Here is a 25,687-nt window from a genome sequence, read left to right as displayed (position 1 = left end):
AGCGTTATGGGCGCTGTTGCAACAGGCGATCCAGTCCGTCGAGCAAGCGCTGCAAGGCGCCCTGGTTGGCGCGCATGACCGCCAGGCCCGCCTCGCCCATCTTGCGTGCGTCCTGGGGCAGCTCGAACAGGCTCTGCACCGCCACCGCCAGGCCCTGGGCGTCGTCCACTTCCTGCAAGGCCCCGGCCTCACGCAGCATCGCAGCGATCTCCAGGAAGTTGAACAGGTGCGGGCCACTGATCACCGGCTTGGCCAGGGCCGCAGGTTCCAGCAGGTTGTGCCCACCGTTGGCCACCAGGCTGCCGCCGACGAAGGCGCTGTCGGCCAGGGCATAGAGGAACAGCAACTCCCCCATGGTGTCCCCCAGCAGCACCGAGGTAGCGGGCGTCACCAACTCGCCACTGGAGCGCCGCACCGTTGCCAGTTCCTGCTGCCGGCACAGCTCGAACACCGAGTCGAAACGCTCCGGATGCCGCGGCACCAGGATCAGCAAGGCATTCGGATAACTGGCCAGCAATTGCCGATGGGCTTCGAGCACCACTGCATCCTCGCCTTCGTGAGTGCTGGCGGCGATCCATACCGGACGCTCCATGGCCTGCCATTGTCGACGCAACTCGGCGGCGCGCTCTGGCAGCTGCGGGTCGATGTTCAGGTCGAACTTGATCGAGCCGGTCACCTGCACCGTCTCTGCACGCGCGCCCAATTGGCGGAAACGTTCGGCTTCGGCCCGGGTCTGCACCGCAAACAGGCTCATCTGCGCCAGCATCGGCGCGGTCAGGCCGGCAAAACGCCCATAGCCCTTGGCCGAGCGCGCCGACAACCGGGCATTGGCCAGGGCCACCGGGATTCCCCGGCGAGCGCACTGGTCGATGTGGTTGGGCCACAGTTCGGTTTCCATGATTACCGCGAGCCGGGGCTGTACCCGCTCGAGAAAGCGCGCAGCGGCGCACGGCAGGTCGTAGGGCAGGTAGCAGTGCTGGATCCGCGGCTCATCGGCGAACAGCGCGCGAATCCGCTCGGAGCCGGTGGGAGTCATGCAGGTCACGGTGATCGGCAACTGCGGATGGCGCGCCAGCAACCCGCGAATCATCGGTGCTGCGGCGATGCTTTCGCCCACCGACACCGCATGCACCCAGATACCGCCAGGCTGCATGGCCGGCAGGCCGAGGGAAAAACGCTCGCCGATACGCTTGGCATAGGCCGGCGCCTTGCGCGAGCGCAGCCACAGCCGAATCGCCACCAAAGGCAGCCCCAGGTAAAACAGTGCGGTGTAGAGAGTTCTATTCATGGCGGCGGAGTTTATCGGTTTTTTAGCCGATCGCCTTCAGGTGCACGGCAAAACGTTCAGCCAGCCAACGCGCCGCCAACCCCAGGGGTTCGTCGCGGCGCCAGGCCAGTTCCACCACCAGCGCCGGCGGAGTCCACTCGCTGGTCAATTCCACCATCTGGTGCTGGTAGGCCGAGTACTGCACCACATGCCGTGGCAGCCAGGCCCAGCCCAGGCCGCGCATCAGCCATTCGGCCAGGACGTAGAAGCTATCGGCCCGCCACACCTGGGGGCTGAACTGCTCGCCTCCGGGGTAGCCGCTCTGCTGCGGTGCCATGAGCAATTGCCGGTGCAGGGCGAGGATCTGCCGGTCGACCCGCCCCTGGCGGGCCAGGGGGTGGCCCACGCCACATACGGTGACCATCTCGACACTGCCCAGGGCCTGGCGCTCCAGGGTCTCGGGCATCTGCTCATGGTGGAACAGCAGGCCCAGGTCGGCCCGGCGCTCCACCAGCCGGCGCGCCACGTCGCCCTGGGCACTGCTGGCCAACTGCACTTCGAGGCTGGGAAAACGCTCGGCCAGGGCTTCCAGGCTGTCGAGCACCGGCTGGTAGGGCATCGCCTCATCCTGGGCCAGGCGCAACCGGGCCTCCTGGCCTCGCATCAGGGCCAGCGCCCGGCCATTGAGGCGATCGCACTGGCGAAGGATTTCCCGGGCTTCCTGCAACAAGGCGCTACCCGCCTCGGTCAGCTTCGGCTGGCGGCCGCTGCTACGCTCGAACAGGCTCACACCCAGGTCGTCCTCCAGCAGCGAGATGGCACTGCTGACCGCGGACTGGGCCTTGCGTTGCTGACGAGCCACCGCCGAGAACGAGCGCAATTCGGCCACGCCGACGAACATCCGCAACTGTTCCAGGTTCCATTGAGTATTCATGGAGCGACCCTATCTATTATTCAGATAGGAAATGACTTTACCCCATCTGGGCAAGCACTAGAATGCCGACCCCAGAAAGCAGCCCCTGTCACGAGGACCCTCCCATGAACGCTTACTACTACCTGGCCATCGCCATCTGCGCGGAAGTGATCGCCACTGTTTCTCTCAAAGCGGTCAAGGGCCTGAGTACCCCGCAGCCGCTGCTGTTGGTCATCGCCGGCTACGGCGTGGCTTTCTGGATGCTGACCCTGGTGATGCGCACGGTCCCGGTGGGCGTGGCCTATGCCGTGTGGTCAGGCCTGGGAATCGTCATGGTCAGCATCGCCGCGCTGGTGCTCTACGGCCAGAAGCTGGATGTCCCGGCCATGCTGGGCATGGCGTTGATCGTCCTTGGCGTGGCGGTGATCCAGCTGTTCTCCAAGACCGCCGGCCACTGAAAGACAACGGCAAGCCGCGAGCGACAAGAAGGCGCAAGCGCCGGTTGTTGCTTGCAGCTTGAGGCTTGAAGCTAGAAACTTGCGGCTTCGATTGGTTCTCCGAGGTTGCTGCATGCCATCCGCTATTTCCACCGATGTGCTGATCGTCGGCGCAGGCGTCGCCGGTCTCTGGCTCAACGCTCGCCTGCGACGCCAGGGCTTTTCCACTGTCCTGGTGGAGAACGCCAGCCTCGGCGGCGGACAGAGCGTCAAGTCCCAGGGGATCATCCACGGTGGCGCCAAGTACGCCCTGCACGGAGCCCTCACCGGCGCCTCTGAGGCCATCGCCGACATGCCGCGGCGCTGGCGCGAGGCCCTGGCCGGCAATGGCGAGCTGGACCTGGCCGGCGTGCGCCTGTTGTCCGAGGCCCACTATCTCTGGTCCCCCGGCACCCTGGCCGGCAACCTCACCAGCTTCTTCGCCAGCAAGGCCGTGCGTGGCCGGGTCGACCAGGTCAAGGGCGAGCAACTGCCGCCAGCCCTGCAGGACAAGCGCTTCAAGGGCAAGGTCTACCGCCTGGCCGAACTGGTAGTGGATGTCCCCAGCCTCATCGAGCGCCTGGCCCAGCTGGCCGGCGACAGCCTGCTGGCCGGCCAGCGGATCCAGCCCCTGGTGGAAAACGGCCAGCTGGCGGGACTGCGGATCGATGAGCGCGAAATCCGCGCCCAGCGCATCGTCCTCAGTGCCGGCGCCGGCACCGCCGACCTGCTCCAGGCCCTGGGCCTGGAACAACCGGCCATGCAGCGCCGGCCGCTGCACATGGTGCTGGTCAAGGGCACGACCCTCAAGCCGCTGTACGCCCACTGCCTGGGCGGTGGCCCCAAGCCGCGTATCACTGTCACTACTCACCCGGCCGCCGATGGCCAGTGGGTCTGGTACCTGGGCGGCGATCTCGCCGAGGCCGAGGGCGTGGCTCGGGAACCGGCGGCGCAGATCGCCGCCGCCCAGAAGGAACTGGCCCAACTGCTGCCCTGGGTCGACCTCAGCCAGGCGCAATGGGCCACCTTGCGGGTGGATCGCGCCGAACCGGCACAGTCCGGCCTGGTCCGCCCGGACAACGCCTTTCTCGCCGAACAGGATCGCCTGCTGGTGGGCTGGCCGACCAAGCTGGCCCTGGCCCCGGACTTCGCCGACCGGGTCCTAGCGGCCCTGGAACGTGATGGTATCCGCCCGGCCCACGGCGATCCGCTGCCGGAACTGCCGCGCCCGCCGCTCGGCCAACCGGCCTGGGAGCAACTGCTGCCATGAGCCAACTCACCCTGCACGATCTGCATCGCCCGCTGGGCAGCACCGGCCTGCTGGTTTCGCCCCTGGGCCTGGGCACGGTCAAGCTGGGCCGCGACCAGGGGGTCAAGTACCCCAACGGCTTCCAGATCCCGGACGACCAACAGGCACGGATGCTGCTCAAGCTGACCCGCGACCTGGGCATCAACCTGATCGACACCGCCCCGGCCTATGGCCGCAGCGAAGAGCGCCTGGGCCCGCTGTTGCGCGGCCAGCGCCATGAGTGGGTGATCGTCAGCAAGGTCGGCGAGGAGTTCGCCGATGGCGTCTCCCGCCACGATTTCAGCGCCGCCCATACCCGGCTCTCGGTGGAGCGCAGCCTGCAACGCCTGGAAACCGACTTCATCGACCTGGTGCTGGTGCACTCCGACGGCAACGACCTGGAAATCCTCGAGCACAGCGCGGCCTACCAAGTCCTCGCCCAGCTCAAGCAAGAGGGCAAGATCCGCGGCTTCGGCTTCTCCGGCAAGACCGTCGACGGCGGCCTGAAGGCCCTGGAGCAAGGCGATTGCGCCATGGTTACCTACAATCTGAACGAACAGGCGGAGAAGGCGGTCATTGACTATGCCGCCGCCCACCACAAGGGCATCCTGGTGAAGAAGGCCCTGGCCAGCGGCCACGTCTGCCTGAGCCCGGGCACCGATCCGGTACGGGCCAGTTTCGAGCTGCTGTTTGACCAGCCCGGTGTCGCCAGTGCTATCGTCGGGACCATCAATCCACTGCACCTGGCCCACAACGTGACAACCGTGGCACAGGTCCTGGGCAAGAACTGACGCCGCCGAGGCGGCCGCCCCCGACGCAGGAAGGAGCCGAGATGTCGCGACCGCTGATCAGAAAGAACCCCAGCAACTTCAAGACCTTGCCCCTGTTCGTCGAAGCGACTCCCGAAGGGCTCTGCTACCAGAGCGTCGGCATGCCGCTGAACTTCGCCCAGACCCTGCAACGCCGGCGCCCGGTGAGCGTTGCCGACAACGAGCGCTTCGCCCTGGAACTGGCGAACCTCGGGGTCTCGGTACGCCTGACCCTGCACTGGCAGAACCGCGACTATTGGGTGCTGGTGCGCCAGCGCCGCCAGGACCGTGGCGATGTGGTCCTGAAGCTGATCTCCGGCTACGTGCCGGCCCACGAGCTGAACCTGCCGCTGCACACCGCCATCCAGGAAATCGCCGAGGAATGCCTGCTGGAAACCCCGGAAGGCTGGCTGGCCGGGCGCTTCAACGATACCTGGCTGCCGGCGCCCTATGCCGGGGCCCTGCATTACCGCGAGACGCCACACTTTCGCCTGACCCCGCTGTCCGGCGCGGCGCGCCCGGTTCGCTGCGCCAACCTGCACTTGCTGGAACGCCCCCGGGCCTACGTGCACCTGCCCACCGCCTCGCTGCAACTGATCTACGACCTGCGCCTGGATGTTCCCAAGGAAGCCAAGTCCCTGAGCCTGTTCCATGTCGACGAACGCCTGGAGGGCGACCAACTGGTGGCCCGCCTGGATCGCAAGCGTCCCGACCTGTACCTGATGCCCCTGGAAAACGGCCAGCCCTGCGCCGAGCTGTACACCCTGAAGAAGGATCAACTGCATCCGGCCAGCACCCGCGGCCTGTACCTGGCGGAGAGCTTCGCCCAGCAGGAAGGCTGGGTGGTCGGCGATGAGCGGATTCGCTGGAAGGACTGGCTCAGGCAGCGCGGCCTGAGCGAAGCGGAAAAGGACACCCAGCTGGCACGCCTGACCGGCAAGGCACGGCAGATCCTGCGCAAGATGGTGCCCGCCAAGAACCGGCGCCAGGGCTAAAAAAAACGGCGCCCCAAGGGGCGCCGTGATTCAGCACAGGAGTCTCACTGGGCCTTGTCGGTCTTGCGGATCTTTTCGACGATGGCGGTGGTCGAGCTGTTCTCCACCAGCCCCAGCACCTTCACCGTACCGCCATAGGCCTTGACGATATCGGCCCCGACCACCTGGTCGATGCCGTAGTCGCCACCCTTGACCAGAACGTCCGGACGCACCTGGGCCAGCAGGTTTTCCGGGGTGCCCTCGGGGAAGCTGATCACCCAGTCCACCGCACCCAGCCCAGCCAGGACCGCCATGCGCCGGTCGACGCTGTTGATCGGCCGGCCCGGGCCCTTGAGCCGGCTGACCGAAGCGTCGTCGTTGATCGCCACGATCAGGCGATCGCCCTGGGCCCGGGCCTGCTCGAGGTAGGTCACGTGTCCGGCATGGAGAATGTCGAAGCAGCCATTGGTGAACACGATCTTCTCGTTGTGCGCCCGCGCGTCGTCGATGGCCAGCAGCAACTGGTCGAGGCTCAGCACGCCGCGCTCGGAGCCTTCTTCGCGCTGGATCGCCCGACGCAGCTCGGGAGCGCTGATGGCCGCGGTCCCCAGCTTGCCGACCACGATACCCGCTGCCAGGTTGGCCAGGCCCACCGCATGGGGCAATTCCTCGCCAGCAGCGATCGCCGCCGCCAGCGTGGAAATCACGGTATCCCCGGCACCGGTGACATCGAACACTTCGCGGGCTCGGGCCGGCAGGTGCAGGGGCGGATGATCCGGGCGCAGCAGGGTCATGCCGTGCTCGCCACGGGTCACCAGCAGCGCACCCAGTTCCAGGTCGTGCATGAGCTTGGCACCCTTGCTGACCAGCTCGTGCTCGTCGGCGCAGCCGCCAACGATGGTTTCGAACTCACTGAGGTTCGGCGTGATCAGGCTGGCGCCACGGTAGATGGAGAAATCCTTGCCCTTGGGGTCGGCCAGCACCGGGATGCCGCGGGCCCGGGCGGCGGCGATCAGCACCTGGTGATTACGCAGCGCACCTTTGCCATAGTCGGATAGCACCAGCACCTTGATGCCGTCCAGCAAGGTGTCGACCTCGGCTGCCAGGGCCAGGGCGTCGGTGGCGAAGGGTTCTTCGAAATCGATACGCAGCAACTGCTGGTGGCGGCTCATGACCCGCAGCTTGACGATGGTCGGCTGGTGCTTGATGCGCTGGAACAAGGCCCGCACGCCAGCACCCTGCAGGCTGTTGGCCAGGCTGTCGGCAGCCTCGTCGTCGCCGGTCACCCCGACCAGCGAGGCCGGCGCGCCAAGGGCGGCGATGTTCAGGGCAACGTTGGCGGCACCGCCCGGGCGGTCCTCGATCTGCTCGACCTTGACTACCGGCACCGGCGCCTCAGGGGAAATCCGTGAGGTACCACCATGCCAGTAACGGTCGAGCATGACATCGCCGACCACCAAGACGGGGGCTTGATCGAATCGCGGCATGGACAACTTCATGGAGCATCCCACATACAAAATGAACAGGGGCGCGATATTAGCACAGGGTTGGCGCCGCCTAGTTCTATGGCTTGCGTGGCTCCGACGAAGAATTGACCTTGCTCATTTGCGCTGCAAAAGCTGCAGCAGGCAACGGATCGCCTCGGGCAACGCCATGCTTGCGGTATCGATCCGGCAATCGGCTTCGAGCGGCTCCTCATAGGGACTGTCGAGCCCGGTGAAGTCCTTGATCCGTCCTTCCCGCGCGGCCCGGTAAAGGCCCTTGGGATCGCGCAGGGCACAGGCATCGAATGGCGTGCTCACATGAACTTCCAGGAACTGCCCGGGAGCGAACAGCGCCCGAGCGGCATCGCGCTCGGCGCGAAACGGCGAGATCGCCGCGACGACCACCACCAGCCCGGCCTCCACCATCAGCCGCGCCACCTCGGCCATGCGCCGGATATTTTCCTTGCGCGCCTCGACACCCATTCCCAGGTCCCGGCACAGGCCACTGCGTACATTGTCGCCATCAAGGACGAAGGTATGCATGCCCAGTTCGTTGAGCCGCAGCTCCAGCAGGTTGGCCAGGGTCGACTTGCCGGCTCCGGACAGGCCGGTCAACCACAGGCAGCGGGGCTGCTGATGCTTGAGTTCGGCCCGGGCAGCGGCCGACAGTGTCAGGTTGTAGGGACGGATCTGCGGTTGCTGCAAAGGCATGCTGGCAGGTTCATTCATAACCGAGCATCTCGTAGTCACGTTGATAGACCCGACGTACCAGGCGCCGGGTACGGACCGAACACAACTCCCGGACGGGAGCGTGCTCGCGTTGCTGGGTACTGTTCAGATGAGGAAGCTGCGCCTTGATGCCCAGGCGCTCGCAAAGCAATTGAAAATCGCGTTGCAAGTGTTCCTGGTAGCCGACGAAATCCAGGGACAAGTGCCCTAGGGAATCGGTGAGGAAGTCAGCCTGGGGCACGAAGTGTATTTGTCGGTTGATGTTCTCCGGATGTAGCCAGCGACTGACAAAATCATCGAAATCCCGATAATGCACGGCCAGGGCCTGGGCAGCCTGATCTCGGCGCGATAGTTGATTGCCCCGCAAGAAGGTATAAGCCGAATAGGCCCGCTCCAACGGATCACGGACGAAGGCAAACTTGAAACTGCTGGAGAACGTCTTTGGAAACTGCTGTTCATACCAGTACAGCGGCAAGTGCCCAGGTGTCCATCCATCGAACAGCGCGGAGCAGACACTGCTGCCAGCACATTTGGGGACATGGATGAACAAGCAGGAGTGATGGGCAAAAGCAGGAGGGAAACGCACGTTGGCGGACATGGATTTGTTCACGGCCTGGCGATCCACCACTGACAGGCGCCCCAGCAGGAAATTGCGTTGGGTCTTGGGTAAGAGCTTCCAGACAAAGCGTTGCAGCATTCCGACACCTGCGCGAAAGGGATGGCCCTCTCGATCCAATCGACGATTCAGGCGCAAAACATAACAAGCGCGTAGCGTGGAATTATTTAGCCTTGGTCAAGACTGTAAGCAAGGCGATACATATGCCCCAAGGCCGTTGCGGCCTCGGGGAATGGGAGCGGGAGCGAGCCGATCCCGGTAGGGGTCAGGCGACCCCGTTTTGCACTGGTTCTTCCAGCCCCATGGCATGCAGCCGCGAGTAGTAACCGTTCTGCGCCAGCAACTCGGCATGGGTGCCCCGCTCGACGATACGCCCTTGGTCCATGACCAGGATCAGGTCGGCCTTCTCGATGGTTGACAGGCGGTGGGCGATCACCAGGGTCGTGCGCCCTTTCATGACCTTGTCCAGGGCTGCCTGGATATGCCGCTCCGACTCTGTGTCCAGGGCCGAGGTGGCTTCGTCGAGGATCAGCAGCGGGGCGTTCTTGAGCAATGCCCGGGCAATCGCCAGGCGCTGGCGCTGGCCACCGGAAAGCAGTACGCCGTTCTCGCCAACCTGGGTGTCCAGGCCATCGGGCAGTTGCGCGATGAAATCCATGGCATAGGCGTCGGTGGCGGCCTTTTCGATGTCCGCCCGCGGGGCCCCGGCCAAGTCGCCGTAGGCGATGTTGTTGGCCACAGTGTCGTTGAACAAGGTCACGTGCTGGGTTACCTGGGCGACATGACGGCGCAGGTTGCGCAAGCGATAGTCTTCGATTTCGATGCCATCCAGCAGGATCTGCCCGGTTTCGTGATGGTAGAAACGCGGAATCAGCCCGGCCAGTGTCGACTTGCCGCTACCGGAACGGCCAACCAGGGCAATCATCTGCCCTGGATCGGCACTGAAACTGATGTCCTTCAACACTTCGCGATCGGTTTCAGGATAGGTGAAGCTCAGGTTTCGTACTTCCAGGCGCCCGTCGATACGTTCACGCTCGACGGTTCCGGTATCGACCTCCGGCTGGACATCCAGCTGCTCGAAGATGCTCTCGGCACCGGCCACGCCTTTCTGGATGGTCGAGCTGACTTCGGACAGTTGGCGGATCGGCTTGGGCAACAAGCCCGCAGCCGTGATATAGGCCACCAGATCACCGGCTGTGGCATCGCCGCGCAAGAACAGCACGAGGAACATCAGCGCGGCCATGGCGGAATAGATCACCAGCTGCAGCATGGGGGTATAGACCGCGCCGGTCTTGGTCATGCGCAACTGCTTGTCGGTATTGCCCTGGCTGGCCTGGGCGAAACGCTGCTGCTCGTACTCCTCGCCACCGAAGCTGCGAACCACGCGATAGCCCTGGATGGTTTCCGAAGCGACATGGGTCACGTCTCCCATCGCCACTTGGATCTTTTTGCTCTGCTTGCGGAATTTCTTGCTGGTATTGCTCACCATCACCGCGATCAACGGCAGGATCGCCACCATCACCAGGGTCAGCTTCCAGTTCATCCAGATCAGGTAGCCGAACAGGAAGATCACGGTCAGGCCTTCGCGGATCACCACCTTGATGGCATCGGTGGCCGCCCCGGTGACCATCGTCACGTTGAAGGTGATACGCGAGATCAGGTGCCCGGAGTTGTGGGTGTCGAAATAACGATTGGGCAACACCAGCAACTTGTTGAACAACTCGACCCGCAGATCATGCACCAGGCCCAGGGAGACCTTGGCCAGGTAATAGTTGCCAAGGAACGAGCCCAGTCCCTGCCAGGCCGCGATCAGGATGATCAGCAGCGGCACCGCCATCAGCAACTGCAAGTCCTGCAAATAAGGAACATCGGGGAACAGCACCGCGTTGGGATTACTGAGCCCATCAACGAAGTACTTCAGGATTCCCGCCAGCATCGGCTGGGTGGAAGCGAAAATCACGAAACCCAGGATACTCAGTGCGAACATTCCCCAGTAGGGACGCACATAAGACAGCAAGCGCAGGTATATCTTCAGACTCGACGCCGCGGCAGGAGTAGGGATAGTCATGAGAACTCGTGGGATGAGAAATAAGCCGCGTACTATAACACAGGCCATTTTCACGCCTGAGCTGAGGTAGTATACCGGCCCCTATCCATGCCCGCCGGCGTTGACCCTGGAGTATTGATGCAAGCCCTCGACCCTGCCCGCTACCTCACCCTGCGCGAGGGCGCCGAAGTCCTCGAGGCCGATGGCCATGGCGACAAGGTATTGCGTCTGACAGACGGCTCGATCTTCAAGCTCTTTCGGCGCAAGCGCCTGCTGACCTCTGCAGCCTGGTATCCCTACGCCCGACGTTTCGCCGACAACTGCAAGGCCCTGGACGAACGGCACATCCCTTGCCCCAAGGTGCGCCAGGTCTACCGCATTGCCAGCATCGAGCGCGACGCGGTGCACTACAGCCCCTTGCCGGGGCAGACCCTGCGTCAGTTGCTTGGGAATGAAGAGCAAGGCGAGACACTGCGGGCCCAGTTGGGCGCCTTCATGGCTAGGCTGCACGAAAGCGGCATCTATTTCCGCTCGGCTCACCTGGGCAACATCGTCCTGACACCGGAAAAACAGTTGGGCCTAATCGACATTGCCGACCTGCAAGTGCGTCGCCGGCCGCTACGCAAGAACCTGCGGCTGCGCAACTTCAAACACATGCTGCGCTACGCAGAAGATCGCCAGTGGTTGCTGAAGAACCAGGGCGCGACCTTTCTCGAACACTACAGCGCCGCGCAGAACACCTGCTCGAGACAAGACCTGATCAAGGTCTTGCAGCAGGCGTAGTGCGCGGCGCTTAGGGGAGCAGCCTTACAGGCTCTGGGCTTGCCGGGCCTGCAACACCCGGCCAAGGATCATGGCTGCTGGCAGCAGTACCAGTGGCCACAGCTCATCCGGGTTGCCGATCAACAAACTGCCATCGAAGTTGAGCATCACCAGCGCACAGGCCAGGTACATGCCCCAGGCATCACGCAGGCGCCAGGCATAGGCAAGCGAAGCCGCCATCAGGGCAATGAAGATCAGCAGTGCCGGCGCACCGGTGTACAGCCCCAGAGCGACAAAAATGTTGTGTGGATGCTGGATCGGCATCCAGCCAGCGAGCAATTGGCTAGAGTGGAAACCAACACCGCAGCCCAGCGCCCAGCCGCAGTTCTGCCACTCACCGACCATCACATGGAACAACTCGCTCCGGTAGGAATCACCGCGCGTCCACAAGGACTGGAACCACGCCTCGTTGTGGATACCCCAAATGACCGCGGCAAGAATCGCCGACCCAAGGATAACCGCAGCCCCCACGGCCTTAGGCTTGTGGTACAGCCCATACAGAACCCACAAGCCGAAGAGGAATGCCGCACCGACCAACGCCGTACGGGTCTGCAGGACAAAGGTCACGGCCACCACCGACACTAGGATCGCCGCCCCCGCCTCAACCCAGCGCTTGGACTTCACCCACCAAGGCAAGGCCAGTGCCAGTGCACAGAACAGCCAGATGCTGGCGTAGATCACATTCTGCAGGCGAGCCGGCAAGAGAGCGACCCGGCTACCAAAAGCGAATTCTCCCGTGCTCCAGCTATAGATCGCACTGGCATAGATATACAGGCAGAGGATCCAGAACTGGGCGCGAATGAATTGCGGACTGCGGAAGAATGTCGGCGCAGTCAGGGCCGCAACCGCAAACATAAACAACAGGGTGTAGACGATGTGCTTATAGAACTGAGCCTTTCCGGCGATGATTCCCGGCACGAAGAACCACAGGATGAAGACCAGCCACCCCCAGGCCAAAGGCTCCCTGAGCAACTTACGACCATCACCCTTGAGCAGGAACACCAATCCCGGCAAGGCAATGAAGGCGTAGAAGATATTGTTGGTCCACTTTGAAGAACCACCCACTATGTAGCTCAACAAGAACACGCATAACAGCGTGCTGAAGTAGAGCGCTGTTTTCCCCAGTTTCATACGATCAAATTCCATGTATCAACCAACCCAATGCGAGACCAAGAATAAAAACCGCCGCCAACTTGATTCGGTCACGACGCTTGCGGCGCTGCTTGTCCACCCGCTCCTTGGGAAGTTCAACGTGCTCGCCAAATCCTGTGTGCAGCACCGCGTCATTTTCCAGAATCAAGCCATGACGATTGTCACGGGCGTAGATTCGCGACAGATCCTTCTCTCCCGAAAACGCCGAGTAAGGTGCGTGCAGCAGGTAATCCACCTTGCGTCGCAGGCCCGGATTCAGTGAAAAGCCCTGCCAGTCGGCCTTGTGCGAGCCCAGCAAGTAGAAAGGAATTCCGTCGACGACCTTGCGCTCGTTGAGGAAAATGTAGGGACTGTGTACAGCCAGGTCATGATGAAAACTGCGCAGCCAGACTTGTAGCGCCTGGGGATCGTTTTCCAGCAGGACCTGGGACTCTTCGATAAAACCTTCACGGTAGAAATCCCAGTCATCCTCACAGTGGAAGATCCAGGAAGTCTGCACCTGCTCATACGCCAGGTCGATGGACCGCAACTGGCCCAAACGCGGAACATTGACAAAAAACTGGGTGTGCGCCCGCCAATGCTCCGGAATGCAGTTCTCTACCTCTTTATCACCAGAGTCTTCAGTGATAAACACCCGGCGGATCGGCGCGGTGTTGAAACGATCGAATGATTCCAAAGTTCGCTTCAACAGGTCGAAGCGACCACAACTGGTCACCACCACCGATATATCGCTAGTTTCGCTAAACAGCATTTAATAGCACCAAGTCATTAGCGGGAAGTTGTCACAAGGCTCTTAGAAGCCCAATGCCACACGCAATCTTTCTGTCCAGCTCAGCGGCGCACGCTCACGAAGCGGCGCACGCATGCATTCGACCACTGCATGGCCGACCGAACGGAAGCTGTAACGCTGCTCCACCAAGGCCTGTCCCGCCTGAGCGATAGACTGGCTGAGCTCCGGCGAAGCGCGCAATTGCTGGAGTTTCAGCCTCAGTTCCTCGCGATCGCGATACAGTACAATGTTCTGCATATCGATAAAACCCAAGGCCTGGTTCTCTTCGTTCCCCTGGTCAAAGGCGAACAGTACGCAACCACAAGCCATGGCCTCGAAGTTCTTGATCATGTATTCGCCCATGCCGACATCGGCACTGACGAAGTAGCGAATTCGATTCAAGGTTTCGCAATACTCTTCACCCGACTTGGTCCGGGTGACGAGCAGATTCTCGACTTCAGCGATCGACTCCAGCATCTCTTTGCGACCGGAGTACGCCACGCTGTTCAAACTGCCGACAAAACCTAGTTCGATATCCCGCTCACGGGCTCGGTCCTGCAGCAACGCCTGGTCGTAGCCCTTGGGCACGAAATGCGCATCGAAACCTTCTTCACACAGACGCTGACTGACCACGTATCCCGAGCTGATGACCCGCGCCCAAGGCAACTTGCGGTAGTGCGCACTAAACTTGCCGGTGTACTTGCAAGGGATGTAGTTCTGGTACGCGTCGTGCTCGAGGATAACCAGGTTAGGCAGGGTCTGTATGAACCTAACCTGTCTGATTTCCTTCTTGAAGCGCAGGAAGAAGACGATCCGGTCGTAACGCTCAACGTCCACGTGCTTGCGGAAGTACTTACGCAGATTGTCCTGCTCGGCACTGCTCAACATGCGCATATCGCATTCGCATTGCTCAGCGATGCCATCGTAGAGTCGATCAAGAATCGCCCGCTGTTCTTTCTGAACCAGAAACAGAACTCTCACACTTCCTCTCTTTTGCTTGGATTCTCGTCGACCCAGAACAGCTCGTGCTGACGCACTGCTTTGCGGAAAAACTCGTTTTCACCAAAAGCGGGCCAATGCCGGCCAGCCAGATAACGCTGAATGAGACGTCGGATCTTGCGCTTGAAGGGGGGCGGTGGCTGCAGGTCGTGCATCATGCCCAAAGACATGGCCTTGTGCCACTGCCTTTGTGGGGGAACGATCAACGCCCATGGTCGCAACTGTGACTGTGCCGCCAGCTGTGGTGGCAAGGCCACGCCACTACCGGCCTGTCCCATGGGCCAGCGATCGTTGTCATGCAGGTGGTTGGCATAATAAAGCAGGGACTCGGGCTGGCTGCCGGTCTTGCCCAGGGCCTCCAGCACCGCCTGTTGCGCACAGACATGATCCGGATGCGGATCGAAATGGGGATGAGGCACAACGATGACCTGGGGCTGGATATGCTCGATCAGTTCCACCAAGTCCTGCACCAGGTTCTGCCAGGAGGGAATCCCATTGACATCACTGGCCAGGCCCAATTGATTGAAGCGCCGGAAAGGACGGGTATCGAACATATCGGCCTCTCGCGAACCGACCGGCTGCTCGGGCGCAGCTTGCATCGCCGCCAACTGCAGGCAGAAATACCCCAACTGCACGCAGCGTTCCTGTGGGACACCCGCCCATAAAGGCACGCTGATGCTGTCCCAGGCCCGCAGCGAGCCCTTCAAGCGCGCCGCTTCGACACCATCGAGCCCCATCTGCCGGTAATGCTCAGCTTCTATCTCGCCGGCGGTAAGGGTCACGATCCAACTCTGGGCTGCCTGGCTGTACAGGCCGAACGCCGCCAACTCGGCATCATCGGCATGGGGAGCGACCACCAATACTCGCTTGGCCAGATAGTCGGGGTGACGCAGGATGAACAACTCGACCCCGGGATCCAATCGACAGAAACGCCCCTCGAGCACCAACCTCGATTCGTTCAGAGCAACTTGCTGGCCAGTCAGGTTCAGGTAGCGAACTCCTTGCACGCCGCGCTCGAAGTCCTGGCAGTCCGCCGTCCCGCCAAGTATCCGCACTCCAGGATCGAACAATCTCCCCAACCAGGAGGACTTGATGCGCACCTTGAGGATCAAGGTGTCGTTGTCACCCAGCGCCAAGGGGCTAGGCAGGCTCAACTTACCCTCGACAAGCTGCAGTGAAAGCTGCTCATTGGCCTTCAGTTGGTAGTCGTAGTCATCCTTGGGCGAATAGAACAGGTGGTCGGCGAACCAGGCCTCGTGGGCCAGCCAGGCAGCCACCGCCAGCAACAACGGCAACCACCAGGCCACCAGGACGCCAGCCAGCAGCAACAGCACCAGGCCGATCAGCAAGGCGATTCGTTTATTGCGCCGGTGGCGCTTGAGCAGTTGCTGCTTGCGGCTCATGGGCTGACTCACACCTGGAAAACCGGCACAGGATTGCACCAACGATCCTTGTATTCACGGTCGGCACGACCGAAGGAAAACCGTAGCGGCTTGCCCAGCGCCCGAGCCTGTTCCCAGGCGCTCTGGGTATTGAGGAAACTCAACACGCTGCCTGGACTGAACTCCCGGGTTTCGGGGTCGACGCCACCGTTCACATACTCGACACTGATCCACTGCGGGGCTTCGACCCGGTAGATCAGCTGCACGGCGATCGGGGCATCGTTGAGGAAGATCACCGAGCCAATCAGCAGCTCGCGCAGACGCTCCAGCACCTCGGCCATGCGTTCGGCACCGGTGGCGGCGAATCCCCAGCGCCGCTGGAAAAGATCGCAGTAGATAGCCGCCAGTTCAGGGCTGCTGAACTCGCTCACCGGACGCACCACGCCGCCCGCCTCCTCCAGCAAGCGCAGTTCACGGCGCTGGTTGTAGCGGAACTTCTTCGACAGTTCTTCCGGGGTGCGAGCCATGGCCAACTGCTCGGCCTGGGGCCGCTGGCCGGCGAAACGCCCCGCGTTGAGGGCCGAAAGGTAGCGGCCACGATGACGCAACGGAGCCTCGGCGTCCGCCGCTGCCGGCAAGATCAGCTCGGCATTGCCGATATCGAACAGTCCTTTCTTGCCCGCGCGCTTGAGCACATCCTTGGACAGCGCCAGGTCCCGGCCCCAGGTAGCGATGGCCGCCTGTAGCTGGCCGTTGCGCTCCCAGGCCAGGTAGCGCACTGGAATCTGCGCCAGGTCCGCCAGTTGCTCGACCACCAGTGGATGGGTTGCCACGCTGCCACCAAAACGCTGCCAGGCCTTGGCATAGGTCGATGCGTCAATGACTGACCAGCCGCGTTCGCGCCAGCCTTGGAATCGATTGAGCATCAGCCCCTCGCGGTCAGTTCGGTGACTTGTGGCAAGCGCCAGAATACGTCGCGTACGGCCCGATCGGAGAAACGCTCGCGCAAGCGATCGAGCATCAACTCGGCGCAGACCCGGCGCTGGTGTTCGTCCATCGCCGCCAGGTGCTGCAGGCCCTGGGCCAGGTGTTCGACATCCCCCAGGGGAAACAGGATGCCCACACCCTCGACCACTTCCTTGGCCCCGCCGCACGCGGTGGCCAGCAAGGGCACGCCGGCGGCCATGGCCTCCAGCAGGACCATGCCGAAAGGCTCGTGGTCGGAGCTCAGGGCGAATACATCGAACGCCCGGAAATAGCGCCGGGCCTCTGGAACCTGGCCGAGGAACAGCACGCGATCGGCGATCCCCAGCTCGCGAGCCAGGGACTTGAGGTCCTTGTCCAGGCGGCCGGTACCCAGGATCGCCAACTGGCTGCCTTGGGGTAGCTGCGGCACTGCCGCGGCGAAACCACGCAACAGGGTGGCCTGGTCCTTGTCCGGATGCAGGCGCCCGACGTTGCCGACGATCCACGCATCGGCGGGCAGGCCCAGCTCGGCACGGGCTGCGGCCCGGTTCAGCTGGCTGGCCTGCAAGGCCTCCAGGTCGATCCGGTTGTACAGGGTCTGGATCCGCTGCGCCGGCCACTTGGGCAGGCAGGCACGCATATCGTCGCGCACCGCGTCGGAGACCCCGAGCAGGCTCAGGCGCTTGCCGAACAGCCCGGCGAACAGCTTGCGGCTGCCGCGCTTGTAGTCGCTGAACGCATGGTGGACGCCGATCACCGGCAGGCGCGTCCCCAGCAGGGCGATGTAGATCGGCTTGAAGCGATGGGCGATGCAGAAGCTGAAGTTGCGTGATGCGGCGATCTTGCGCAGGTCACGGATAGCGCCCAGCTTCAGGCCACGAATGGCCTTGGAGCTGTACTCCATGAACAGCACTTCGTCGGACGCGCAACCCGCGGCGACTTCGGCATCGGCGACCCCGGTCAGAAAGACCGTGGTCACCCGATAGCCGCTGCCCGCGAACAGGTTGGCATATTGCCGCGCGCAGTCCAGGAACGGCCCGTCATAGCCGTGGCAGAACTGCAGCACATGGCGTTCAGCCGACCGTGTCATAAGGATCCACGCCGTCTTTGACCACCAGGATGTCTTCCATGATCAGGTACTGCAGGTCGGACCCGTAGAACATGTTCAAGGCGTCGGTCGGCGAGCAGATCATCGGTTCGCCACGGCGGTTCAGCGAGGTGTTCAGCGACACACCGTTGCCAGTCAGGACTTCCAGGGCCTTCATCATGTCGTAGTAGCGCGGGTTGTATTCGCGCTTGAGCACCTGGGCCCGGGACGTGCCGTCCTCGTGGACCACTTCCGGTACCCGGGTCTTCCACTCTTCAGCCACTTCGAAGGTGAAGGTCATGAACGGTGCCGGATGGTCGACCTTGATCATCTGTGGTGCGACGGTGTCGAGCATCGACGGGCAGAAAGGCCTCCAGCGCTCGCGGAACTTGATCTGCTCGTTGATCCGGTCGGCCACGCCCGTGGCGCTCGGGCAGCCGATGATCGAACGGCCGCCCAGGGCGCGCGGGCCGAATTCCATGCGGCCCTGGAACCAGGCCACCGGGTTGCCATCGACCATGATCTTGGCGATGCGCTCGGGGGTGTTGTCGATCTGGCGCCAGGCCGGCTGGTTCGGGTGCCGGGCACAGGCAGCGATCACGTCTTCGTTGGAGTACGCCGGGCCGAGGTAGACGTGCTCCATCTTCTCCACCGGTACGCCACGGGCGTGGGACACATAGGCCGCGGCACCGACTGCGGTACCGGCGTCGCCGGAGGCCGGCTGGACGAACAGTTCCTTCACGTCCGGACGGGCGATGATCTTCTGGTTCAGCTTGACGTTCAGCGCACAGCCGCCGGCGAAGACCAACTTGCCGGTTTCCTTCAGGGTGTCGCCCAGGTAATGGTCGATCATCTGCAGGGCCAGCTTCTCGAACAGTGCCTGCATGCTGGCGGCGTAGTGGATGTATGGCTCGTCGGCGATATCGCCTTCGCGCTTGGGACCCAGCCACTCGATCAGCTTCGGCGAGAAGTAGAAACCCTTGCCCTTCTCTTTATAGCGACGCAGGCCGATGACGTTGGCGTAGTCGGTGTTGATCACCAACTCGCCGTTTTCAAAGCTGGCCAGGCGCGAGAAGTCGTATTTGCTGGCATCGCCGTAAGGCGCCATGCCCATGACCTTGAACTCGCCGTCGAGCATCTCGAAGCCGAGGAACTCGGTGATCGCGCCGTACAGGCCGCCCAGGGAATCCGGATCGTAGAATTCCTTGATCTTGTGGATCTTGCCGTTCTCGCCATAACCGAAGAAGGTGGTGGCGTACTCACCCTTGCCGTCGATCCCGAGGATCGCGGTCTTCTCCTTGAAGCCGGAACAGTGGTAGGCGCTGGAAGCGTGGGCCAGGTGGTGCTCGACCGGTTCGATCTTGATCTTCTTCGGATCGAAGCCCAGTTGTTCCAGGCACCAGACGATCTTCTTGCGATAGCGCTTGTAGCGACGGTTGCCCATCAGGATCGCATCCAGGGCACGGTCCGGGGCATACCAGTAGCGCTTGGCGTAGTGCCAGCGCGCCTTGCCGAACAGGCTGATCGGGGCGAATGGAATCGCTACCACATCGACGTCGGAAGGCTTGATCCCGGCCTGTTCCAGGCAGAACTTCGCCGACTCGTAGGGCATGCGGTTCTTTGCATGCTTGTCGCGCACGAAACGCTCTTCTTCAGCAGCGGCAATCAGCTTGCCGTCGATGTACAGGGCCGCCGAAGGATCATGGCTAAGGGCGCCGGACAGGCCAAGAATCGTCAATGCCACAGGGGTCTAGCCTCGTTTAGTCTGCATGCGGGCGCAAAGCGCCTTGAAAAGAAAGTGTGCTCGCAAGAGGGCGAGAAACAACGAAAGGGCGGGATTATAGCGTAAAAGCAGGGGCAAGCCTCTAGCGGCAAGCCACAAGCCAGACTACATCGCGGCGCGCCCGCGCCATCGCCGCCACGACCCAGGAAGATCCTCCAGGGCTCATGGCGGCGATGGCAGCGACCACAGGTCGCAGGTCAGGCCTCAGACGCGTCGGGAGCCTTGGGCAAGCGCTGATCAATCACTTGATACAACTTGCTGCTTTCAGGCCAGTTGCGCATGAAACGTGCGCGATCACGGGCATAAGCCGCAGCGAAGCTCTCCACGCTGGAATGCTGGCACATGGAGTCCAGGTCAATCAGGGACCAGCGATCCTCCTGCCAGAACAGGTTATGGCCCTTCAGATCGCCATGGCTGATGCGCTCCCTGAGCAAACTGGCGAAGAGCAGGTCCAGGGCCCGCAGCTCCGGCTCAGGTGCCTCGCCACTGTCGACGAACGGCGCGAAGCGCTCGATGATGTCCGGCCCCGGCAGGTACTCGGTCACCAGGTAGGCCCGCCGGCGCAGCCAGAGGAAGCGCCGTTCCAGTACAGCCAGGGGCTTGGGCGTGGCGATGCCGAGGAAGGCCAGGCGATTGCCTTCGCGCCATGAGTGCCAGGCTCGGCTGGGACGCCAGAAACGCTTGAGCCAGTGGGCGAAACCCTTGATGTTGTAGCGCTTGAGCACCAGGGTGCGCCCCGCGGACTCGATCCGCCCGACACTGGCCGCGCCACCGGTCTTGTACAGATGCCCCTGGTCCAGCAGGGCGTCGGCCTGCTCCAGCACCGGCAGCATCGCCGCCTCTTCCTCGCGCCGGATCGCCCTCAGGACGAAGGGTCCGCGATGTACGCTGAACAGCGTGCACTCGCGGCCGACCTTGCTCAGGAAATCCCGCAGGCGCCAGCCTCGCACCTTGTCCACCTGCTTCTGCAATGCCTCCAGGGGCAGCGCATGCTCGGCATTGGCCAGCAGGTAATGCACCAGCAATTCCTCGGTGAAGGGCTCGAGGTTCTTGGGCAACTGGGCGAAGAACACCCCGAGATTCTCCAGGACTTTCTGCCGCGACAGGGGCTTGCCCGCCTCTTCGACGCAGATGCCCGCACCATCGATCAAGTACAACTGGCCATCGTGGCGTAACAGGTTGTCCAGGTGCAGGTCTTCCTGCCACAGGCCCTTGGCATGCAACCGGGCAATCGCCCCCAGCGCCTCGGCCAGCACCTCGCCCTGCTCATCGGCCAGCACTGGCAAGGCCTGCACCTGGCTCCAGGCGTCGCCCAGGCTCTGGGCACCCTCCAGGAACTCGAAGAGCAGCCAGCCGCCCTCGCCTTCCTGCAAGCCATCGGCCAGCAGCAATGGCGTGGTCAGCCCCTGCTCCGCCAGCAGGCGCACACCTTGCAGCTCCCGCTGGAAATGCCGTGCCGCCTTGGAACCGACCAGCAACTTGGCCAGCACCGTGCGCCCACGCCAGACCCCGGCACCGACATAACGCTGCCCCGGCAGCACGCGCAGCAGGCTCAACAACTGCAACTGCGCCGCACCGGCGGCGTCCGCCAACTCCAGGCTCAGGGGCAGGGCCGGATTGCGCCCTGCGTGCTTCAGCTCGGACAAACGCATCAGCGAGATTCCTTGTGGCTGCTGCGGGCACTGAGTCGAGCGACCCAGGCGTCCAGCAGGGAGCTGTCCAGGGGCTGGTCGAGGTAGGCCGCCAACAGGCAGCGCACATCCTCGACACTCCACACCGAAGCCCGGCGCAACAAGGGCTCGAGATCCTTGACCCGATCGCGCTGGCCGAACAGCAATGGCCGGGTTTTCTCCAGGTCGATCAGTTGCGCCTGGTAACCCGCGCCTTCCGGGCGCAGGAAAATATGCTTGGGGTAGAAGCAGCCATGTACCTGGCGCAGGCCGTGCAGCTGCCGGGCCAATTGACCACAAGCCTCGAGCACGGCCTGGCGCTGGGACTCGGCCATCTGCGCCCATTGCGCCAGCAGTGCATCCAGGTCGTCCCAACCATCCAGGGCCCGGGTCATGAGGATCGCCCGGGTCTCGCCGGCGACCTTGCGCATGCCGAAGAACACCGCCTGCAAGGCCGGGATACCCAGCTCCTGGTAGCGCCGGATATTGCGAAACTCGCGGGAGAAGCTCGGCTCGCCGAACGGATGGCGCAGGGTCCGGGTCAGGTAGTTGGTTTGCCGCTTGAGGTAGAACCCATGCCCCTCCACGTCCAGGCGATAGACACTGCTATGGCCGCCACGGCCGGTATTGGGTTCGTCCACCGCATCCAGTTGCCTGGCCCACAGCTGATCGAAAGTGCCAAGGCCGTTGCGCTCCAGCAGCGCACGCTCCTCGGACGCCAGGAAATCAGTCATTCACGTCCCTCGAAAAATCTCACCACGTGGCGAATGCGCTCCTTGTCGGAGGCACTCAAGCGATCGCGCTGGCGATACTGCAGGTAGAAGCGCAAGCGCTGGGTGGCGGAAAGATGGTACTTGGCCACCTTGTCCAGGCAGGCCAGGTCCTTGGTGATCCGGTACTTGAGCCAGAACCCACGCCAGAAATCGCCGTTCGGACAGTCGATCAGGTACAGGCGGTCCTGGTCATCGACCAGCAGGTTGCGCCATTTCAAATCGTTATGGGTGAAGCGATGGTCATGCATGATCCGGGTATAGGCGGCCAGCTGGCGGCTGATCCCGTCGACCCAGCGCCGGTCCTTGAGCTTGGGATCGTTGCGCTCGGCCAGCACCGACAAGTCTTCGGTGCGCGGCAGCTCGCGGGTGATCATCGCGCCCCTGGAATAGGCCAGGCAGCGTCGCTCCAGGCCCCAGGCCACCACTTCGGCAGTGGGAATGCCCCACTTGGCGAAACGCTTGAGGTTCTGCCATTCGAACTTGACCCGGGGCTTGCCCAGGTAGCGCCGCAGGTTCTTGCCGGCACCGGTATAGCGCTTGACGTAATAGTTGACCCCATCACGCTCGACACGCACGACATCGGACAGCGGGTCGCGGGTCAGATGTTCGCCCTCAAGGGTGAACACCGCCTCCAGGCTGCCGAAATCTTGTGCCAATGCCTGGTAGGCAGGGTCCAGGTTCCAGCTAGCCATCAGAGCGCATCTCCGTACCTTTGCTTGCGTGCGTAGAGTTTTTCGGCCTTGCCCTCGAGCCAGGCCAGCAGCGGCGCTTCCTCGGCGAGGATCCGCCGCAGCGGTTGCTGGAAGTAACCCGTGAGGAAGCGCAGCTTGTCGCGGCGCGTCAGGCCGATATCCAGGGCCGAGAAGTACAGGGCCGCCAGGTCCTTGTTACGCCAGCGCTGGGTGATCTTCGCGCGGGTCTGGGCCCGGTGCAGGTCGATCAGCGACAACTTCAATGTCCCCGGAGTGATCGGCCGGTCGGTGTGCAGCAGGAAGTGGCAGATATAGCAGTCGCGATGGTTGACCCCGGCGCGATGCATGGTGCCGGTCATGCGCGCCACCTCGGCGATCAGCGCCCGCTTGAGCGCAGGCGCCGGCGGCTGCTTGACCCAATCGACACTGAAGTCCTCGAGGCTGATGGTCGGCGCCAGCTCCTCGGTGACGATGAACGAATGCTGGTTCGCCGGGTTGGCACCACGCTCACCATAGGCCACGGCGGTCATGGTGGGCACGCCGGCCTGGTGCAGGCGCTCCAGGGCCAGCCATTCCTGACCGGCGCCCAGCACCGGCAGCTTGGCGGTCACCAGGTTCTTGGCGATCTCGCCCCAGCCGATCCCCCGGTGGATCTTCACGAAATACCCACGGCCGGCGACTTCCGTACGCAAGGTACGGCGCGCCTCCAGCTCGCGATAGACCTGGCCCTTGAGCTCCTCGACGGCGGTGAACGCATCGCGTCCAGCCCAGAGGCTCTTGAAGGGCTCGGCAAGCATCAACTTCATCGGTCTTGCTCCGCCAGAATCACATCCGCAGCGTGCTGCGGCATGCTGTAGAGGTCGGCCGTCTCGGCGAACGCCAGGCCATTTCGGCTCCAGGTCGCGCGTGCAGCATCGTCGGTCAACATGGTGGTGAGGTATTGGTTGAGCTGCGCCTGCTCCAGCGGTTCATCCAGCACCAGGCCGCTTTCGGCCTCGGCGATGTAGTGGGCATAACCACAAACCGCGCTGACCAGTACCGGCAGGCCGGCTACCAGGGCCTCCAGCAGCACGGTCCCGGTATTTTCGTTGTAGGCCGGATGGATCAGCAGGTCGGCGCCCAACAGGAAGCGCGGGATATCGCTGCGCCCTTTCATGAACTGCACCTGGTCACTCAACCCCAGGGCGGCGCTCTGCACCTGGAATACCTTGGGGTCGTCCTGGCCGATTACAAATAGCCGTGTGCGCTTCTTCAGCGCCGCAGGCAAGGCCGCCAAGGCCTTGAGGCTGCGATCCACACCCTTGGTCTTGAACCCGGAACCGATCTGCACCAGCAGCAGGTCATCGTCCTTGAGGTCGAACTCGCGGCGGAACCCGGCACGGATCTCCGCCGCGTTGGCCGGTGCCCGACGGTCCTGGGCAATGCCGGGTGGCAGCAGGTGGAAACGCGACAGCGGGGTGTCGTAATGCTTGATGAACAGCGGTTGCTGGACTTCGGAGATCATCAGGATCTCGGTCTTGGCATCCTTGGCGAACACCGCCCGCTCATACTCGGCGAAATGCCGGTAGCGACCCCAGCGCCGGTACAGGGAGTGCCGCAGGTTCTGCGCCTTGTCCTCGAAGCAGCCATCGGCCGCGTAGTAGACATCCAGCCCGGGCATCTTGTTGAAGCCCACCAGCCGGTCCACCGGACGCCTGGCCAGGTCGGCCGCCATCCAGGCACTGAGTTTTTCGTTGCGATGATGGTTGAACAGCGCCTTGACCGGCGCCACCAGCACTTCGAAGCCAGGGGGTACGTCACCTTCCCAGATCAGGGTGTAGACGCGAATCTGGTGGCCGCGCCGCTGGCACTCCAGGGCAATGCGCATGAAATCGCGCTGCAGGCCACCAAAGGGAAAATACTTATAAAGGACAAAAGCCAATTGCATCAGCGTGGCTCCTCAGCCAGTAACAAGGCGCTCAGCCGGCTGGCGACACGCTCGGGGTTGAGGCGGGTAAAGCACAGGGGCCACTCGCGCTTGAGATCGAACCGCTGCCGGTCCACGGCAGTCGGCTGGTAGGTGCACTGCTTCTGCAGGCACGGGGCGCAGGGGAAGTTGCTCCCCAGGTGGATCTGCACCCGGCCATAGGCACCGGTCAGCCCCGGATTGGTCGGGCCGAACAGCGAGATGGTGGGCACATCCAGGGCGGCGGCAAGGTGCCCCAGCCCGGTATCCACGGCGACGCAGGCCTGGGCGTCGACCAGCACCCGGGCCACGCCGGCCAGGTTCAGCTTGGGCAGTACCGTGGCGTTCTTCAGGCCGCTGGCGATACGCTCGGCCCGGGCCTTCTCGGCGGCATTGCCCCAGGGCAACTTGACCTCGACCCCGAGCATGCCCATGCGCTCGGCCAGCTCGCGCCAGTAAGCCTCGGGCCAATGCTTGGTGTCCCAGGTGGTGCCATGCAGGAACAGCACGAAAGGATTCTTGCGTGGCAGTTCCACCAGCTTTTCGGCATCCAGGCCGTAGTCGCCCATCCCCTGGGGCAGGTCATAACCCAGGGCCAAGGCGAACAGCTGGCGCACCCGCTCCACGGCATGCTGTCCACGTGCCACCGCCAGGCGCCGGGAATAGAAGCGCGAAGCCAGCGGTTCGCGGGCCGACTCCTTGTCCAACCCGGCCACTGGCGCACGCACGTAGCGGGTCAGCCAGGCGCTCTTGAGCAGACCCTGGGCATCGATCACCAGGTCGTACTTGGTCGAGCGCACGCTCTGCTTGAAGCGCCGCCACTCGCCGCTCTTGATGGTCTGCCAGATATTCTTGCGCCAGCGGCGGATCGCCACCGGGATCACCTTGCCCACAGCCGGGTGCCAGGTGGGAATTTCGGCGAAACCCTCTTCCACCACCCAGTCGAACTTGATCCCCGGGATCGCCCGCGCGGCATCGGTGACGGCCGGCAAGGCGTGAATCACGTCACCCAGGGAAGAGGTCTTGATCAACAGTACCCGCAAC

At 63.1% G+C, this 25,687-nt stretch carries 24 protein-coding genes; 5 read left to right on the top strand and 19 right to left on the bottom strand.

The features are described from left to right. Window positions 1-4: 4 nt before the first annotated feature. The gene (gene waaA / locus C4K40_RS02660; protein WP_022641338.1) at window positions 5-1,288 is read right to left on the bottom strand and encodes a lipid IV(A) 3-deoxy-D-manno-octulosonic acid transferase; all 1,284 of its coding nucleotides are present in this window, start codon (window positions 1,286-1,288) and stop codon (window positions 5-7) included. A 22-nt stretch (window positions 1,289-1,310) separates the two neighbouring features. Beyond that, the gene (locus C4K40_RS02655) at window positions 1,311-2,201 is read right to left on the bottom strand and encodes a LysR family transcriptional regulator (RefSeq protein ID WP_022641337.1); all 891 of its coding nucleotides are present in this window, start codon (window positions 2,199-2,201) and stop codon (window positions 1,311-1,313) included. 104 nt (window positions 2,202-2,305) lie between these two features. On the opposite strand from C4K40_RS02655, the gene C4K40_RS02650 reads away from it, so the two are divergent. The 4 genes from C4K40_RS02650 to C4K40_RS02635 all read left to right on the top strand — a co-directional run bounded on the left by C4K40_RS02650 (window position 2,306) and on the right by C4K40_RS02635 (window position 5,748). Continuing rightward, window positions 2,306-2,638, top strand: coding sequence for a multidrug efflux SMR transporter (locus C4K40_RS02650; protein WP_022641336.1), 333 nt, complete (start codon window positions 2,306-2,308; stop codon window positions 2,636-2,638). Window positions 2,639-2,750: 112 nt separating this feature from the next. Then, on the top strand, window positions 2,751-3,926 hold the full coding sequence (locus C4K40_RS02645; RefSeq protein WP_022641335.1) for an FAD-binding oxidoreductase: 1,176 nt from the start codon (window positions 2,751-2,753) through the stop codon (window positions 3,924-3,926). Beyond that, window positions 3,923-4,735, top strand: coding sequence for an aldo/keto reductase (locus C4K40_RS02640; protein WP_053132369.1), 813 nt, complete (start codon window positions 3,923-3,925; stop codon window positions 4,733-4,735). The genes C4K40_RS02645 and C4K40_RS02640 overlap by 4 nt, the downstream gene beginning before the upstream one ends. Window positions 4,736-4,776: 41 nt before the next feature. Continuing rightward, window positions 4,777-5,748 carry a hypothetical protein gene (locus tag C4K40_RS02635; RefSeq protein ID WP_053132372.1) on the top strand — a complete coding sequence of 324 codons (972 nt, stop codon included), beginning with the start codon at window positions 4,777-4,779 and terminating at the stop codon, window positions 5,746-5,748. Between the two features lie 44 nt (window positions 5,749-5,792). Here C4K40_RS02635 and hldE read toward each other — a convergent pair whose 3' ends face one another. From hldE to msbA, 4 genes are all read right to left on the bottom strand, one after another. Continuing rightward, window positions 5,793-7,226 (bottom strand): bifunctional D-glycero-beta-D-manno-heptose-7-phosphate kinase/D-glycero-beta-D-manno-heptose 1-phosphate adenylyltransferase HldE, encoded by a 1,434-nt coding sequence (hldE, locus tag C4K40_RS02630; RefSeq protein ID WP_031320616.1) that lies wholly within the window; start codon window positions 7,224-7,226, stop codon window positions 5,793-5,795. Between the two features lie 102 nt (window positions 7,227-7,328). Beyond that, on the bottom strand, window positions 7,329-7,940 hold the full coding sequence (gene cysC, locus C4K40_RS02620; protein WP_053132375.1) for an adenylyl-sulfate kinase: 612 nt from the start codon (window positions 7,938-7,940) through the stop codon (window positions 7,329-7,331). Further along, the gene (locus tag C4K40_RS02615; protein WP_022641330.1) at window positions 7,933-8,637 is read right to left on the bottom strand and encodes a sulfotransferase family 2 domain-containing protein; all 705 of its coding nucleotides are present in this window, start codon (window positions 8,635-8,637) and stop codon (window positions 7,933-7,935) included. The genes cysC and C4K40_RS02615 overlap by 8 nt, the downstream gene beginning before the upstream one ends. Before the next feature lie 184 nt (window positions 8,638-8,821). Beyond that, a complete protein-coding gene (gene msbA / locus C4K40_RS02610) occupies window positions 8,822-10,624 on the bottom strand; it encodes a lipid A export permease/ATP-binding protein MsbA (protein ID WP_031320614.1) in 1,803 nt (600 codons plus the stop codon). A gap of 117 nt (window positions 10,625-10,741) precedes the next feature. Between msbA and C4K40_RS02605 the strand changes: the two genes are divergently transcribed. Further along, entirely contained in the window at window positions 10,742-11,386 is a 645-nt protein-coding gene (locus tag C4K40_RS02605) for a phosphotransferase (protein ID WP_053132378.1), read from the top strand. Between the two features lie 24 nt (window positions 11,387-11,410). Here C4K40_RS02605 and C4K40_RS02600 read toward each other — a convergent pair whose 3' ends face one another. The 13 genes from C4K40_RS02600 to waaC form a co-directional block, all read right to left on the bottom strand. After that, window positions 11,411-12,571 (bottom strand): O-antigen ligase, encoded by a 1,161-nt coding sequence (locus C4K40_RS02600; protein ID WP_053132381.1) that lies wholly within the window; start codon window positions 12,569-12,571, stop codon window positions 11,411-11,413. Beyond that, window positions 12,561-13,328, bottom strand: a complete 768-nt coding sequence (locus C4K40_RS02595; protein WP_053132384.1) for a glycosyltransferase family 2 protein — start codon at window positions 13,326-13,328, stop codon at window positions 12,561-12,563. Before C4K40_RS02595 ends, C4K40_RS02600 begins: the two co-directional genes overlap by 11 nt. 42 nt (window positions 13,329-13,370) lie before the next feature. Then, window positions 13,371-14,327, bottom strand: coding sequence for a glycosyltransferase (locus C4K40_RS02590; protein ID WP_053132386.1), 957 nt, complete (start codon window positions 14,325-14,327; stop codon window positions 13,371-13,373). Further along, entirely contained in the window at window positions 14,324-15,748 is a 1,425-nt protein-coding gene (locus tag C4K40_RS02585) for a PIG-L deacetylase family protein (RefSeq protein WP_053132388.1), read from the bottom strand. The genes C4K40_RS02590 and C4K40_RS02585 overlap by 4 nt, the downstream gene beginning before the upstream one ends. Before the next feature lie 8 nt (window positions 15,749-15,756). Continuing rightward, on the bottom strand, window positions 15,757-16,653 hold the full coding sequence (locus C4K40_RS02580) for an antimicrobial resistance protein Mig-14 (RefSeq protein ID WP_053132390.1): 897 nt from the start codon (window positions 16,651-16,653) through the stop codon (window positions 15,757-15,759). Next, window positions 16,653-17,783, bottom strand: coding sequence for a glycosyltransferase (locus tag C4K40_RS02575; protein ID WP_022641025.1), 1,131 nt, complete (start codon window positions 17,781-17,783; stop codon window positions 16,653-16,655). The genes C4K40_RS02580 and C4K40_RS02575 overlap by 1 nt, the downstream gene beginning before the upstream one ends. Then, the gene (locus tag C4K40_RS02570) at window positions 17,767-19,524 is read right to left on the bottom strand and encodes a carbamoyltransferase (RefSeq protein ID WP_053132393.1); all 1,758 of its coding nucleotides are present in this window, start codon (window positions 19,522-19,524) and stop codon (window positions 17,767-17,769) included. The genes C4K40_RS02575 and C4K40_RS02570 overlap by 17 nt, the downstream gene beginning before the upstream one ends. Window positions 19,525-19,760: 236 nt before the next feature. Continuing rightward, window positions 19,761-21,215, bottom strand: a complete 1,455-nt coding sequence (locus tag C4K40_RS02565) for a lipopolysaccharide kinase InaA family protein (RefSeq protein WP_053132396.1) — start codon at window positions 21,213-21,215, stop codon at window positions 19,761-19,763. After that, window positions 21,215-21,967, bottom strand: coding sequence for a lipopolysaccharide kinase InaA family protein (locus C4K40_RS02560; RefSeq protein WP_053132399.1), 753 nt, complete (start codon window positions 21,965-21,967; stop codon window positions 21,215-21,217). Before C4K40_RS02560 ends, C4K40_RS02565 begins: the two co-directional genes overlap by 1 nt. Continuing rightward, window positions 21,964-22,698 carry a lipopolysaccharide kinase InaA family protein gene (locus C4K40_RS02555; protein WP_022641022.1) on the bottom strand — a complete coding sequence of 245 codons (735 nt, stop codon included), beginning with the start codon at window positions 22,696-22,698 and terminating at the stop codon, window positions 21,964-21,966. The genes C4K40_RS02560 and C4K40_RS02555 overlap by 4 nt, the downstream gene beginning before the upstream one ends. Further along, window positions 22,698-23,504 carry a lipopolysaccharide core heptose(I) kinase RfaP gene (gene rfaP, locus C4K40_RS02550; protein WP_022641021.1) on the bottom strand — a complete coding sequence of 269 codons (807 nt, stop codon included), beginning with the start codon at window positions 23,502-23,504 and terminating at the stop codon, window positions 22,698-22,700. The genes C4K40_RS02555 and rfaP overlap by 1 nt, the downstream gene beginning before the upstream one ends. After that, the gene (locus C4K40_RS02545) at window positions 23,501-24,625 is read right to left on the bottom strand and encodes a glycosyltransferase family 4 protein (RefSeq protein WP_022641020.1); all 1,125 of its coding nucleotides are present in this window, start codon (window positions 24,623-24,625) and stop codon (window positions 23,501-23,503) included. Before C4K40_RS02545 ends, rfaP begins: the two co-directional genes overlap by 4 nt. Beyond that, window positions 24,625-25,686, bottom strand: coding sequence for a lipopolysaccharide heptosyltransferase I (gene waaC, locus C4K40_RS02540; RefSeq protein WP_053132402.1), 1,062 nt, complete (start codon window positions 25,684-25,686; stop codon window positions 24,625-24,627). Before waaC ends, C4K40_RS02545 begins: the two co-directional genes overlap by 1 nt. Window position 25,687 lies beyond the last annotated feature (1 nt).

This window comes from Pseudomonas sp. CMR5c, assembly GCF_003850545.1.
Classification (GTDB): domain Bacteria; phylum Pseudomonadota; class Gammaproteobacteria; order Pseudomonadales; family Pseudomonadaceae; genus Aquipseudomonas; species Aquipseudomonas piscis.
Note: the sequence above shows the minus strand (reverse complement) of the source record. Positions and strands in the feature narration are given on the sequence as shown.

Bases quoted from the DNA above. Each gene is read 5' to 3' on its own strand.
- C4K40_RS02605 (WP_053132378.1), top strand. From the start codon at position 10,742: ATGCAAGCCCTCGACCCTGCCCGCTACCTCACCCTGCGCGAGGGCGCC.
- C4K40_RS02555 (WP_022641022.1), bottom strand. From the start codon at position 22,698: ATGGCTAGCTGGAACCTGGACCCTGCCTACCAGGCATTGGCACAAGAT.
- C4K40_RS02645 (WP_022641335.1), top strand. From the start codon at position 2,751: ATGCCATCCGCTATTTCCACCGATGTGCTGATCGTCGGCGCAGGCGTC.
- msbA (WP_031320614.1), bottom strand. From the start codon at position 10,624: ATGACTATCCCTACTCCTGCCGCGGCGTCGAGTCTGAAGATATACCTG.
- C4K40_RS02650 (WP_022641336.1), top strand. From the start codon at position 2,306: ATGAACGCTTACTACTACCTGGCCATCGCCATCTGCGCGGAAGTGATC.
- rfaP (WP_022641021.1), bottom strand. From the start codon at position 23,504: ATGAAGTTGATGCTTGCCGAGCCCTTCAAGAGCCTCTGGGCTGGACGC.
- C4K40_RS02655 (WP_022641337.1), bottom strand. From the start codon at position 2,201: ATGAATACTCAATGGAACCTGGAACAGTTGCGGATGTTCGTCGGCGTG.
- C4K40_RS02640 (WP_053132369.1), top strand. From the start codon at position 3,923: ATGAGCCAACTCACCCTGCACGATCTGCATCGCCCGCTGGGCAGCACC.
- C4K40_RS02585 (WP_053132388.1), bottom strand. From the start codon at position 15,748: ATGAGCCGCAAGCAGCAACTGCTCAAGCGCCACCGGCGCAATAAACGA.
- cysC (WP_053132375.1), bottom strand. From the start codon at position 7,940: ATGAATGAACCTGCCAGCATGCCTTTGCAGCAACCGCAGATCCGTCCC.
- C4K40_RS02565 (WP_053132396.1), bottom strand. From the start codon at position 21,215: ATGCGTTTGTCCGAGCTGAAGCACGCAGGGCGCAATCCGGCCCTGCCC.
- C4K40_RS02615 (WP_022641330.1), bottom strand. From the start codon at position 8,637: ATGCTGCAACGCTTTGTCTGGAAGCTCTTACCCAAGACCCAACGCAAT.
- C4K40_RS02580 (WP_053132390.1), bottom strand. From the start codon at position 16,653: ATGCTCAATCGATTCCAAGGCTGGCGCGAACGCGGCTGGTCAGTCATT.
- C4K40_RS02595 (WP_053132384.1), bottom strand. From the start codon at position 13,328: ATGCTGTTTAGCGAAACTAGCGATATATCGGTGGTGGTGACCAGTTGT.
- C4K40_RS02575 (WP_022641025.1), bottom strand. From the start codon at position 17,783: ATGACACGGTCGGCTGAACGCCATGTGCTGCAGTTCTGCCACGGCTAT.
- C4K40_RS02635 (WP_053132372.1), top strand. From the start codon at position 4,777: ATGTCGCGACCGCTGATCAGAAAGAACCCCAGCAACTTCAAGACCTTG.
- waaA (WP_022641338.1), bottom strand. From the start codon at position 1,288: ATGAATAGAACTCTCTACACCGCACTGTTTTACCTGGGGCTGCCTTTG.
- hldE (WP_031320616.1), bottom strand. From the start codon at position 7,226: ATGAAGTTGTCCATGCCGCGATTCGATCAAGCCCCCGTCTTGGTGGTC.
- C4K40_RS02545 (WP_022641020.1), bottom strand. From the start codon at position 24,625: ATGCAATTGGCTTTTGTCCTTTATAAGTATTTTCCCTTTGGTGGCCTG.
- C4K40_RS02560 (WP_053132399.1), bottom strand. From the start codon at position 21,967: ATGACTGATTTCCTGGCGTCCGAGGAGCGTGCGCTGCTGGAGCGCAAC.
- C4K40_RS02600 (WP_053132381.1), bottom strand. From the start codon at position 12,571: ATGGAATTTGATCGTATGAAACTGGGGAAAACAGCGCTCTACTTCAGC.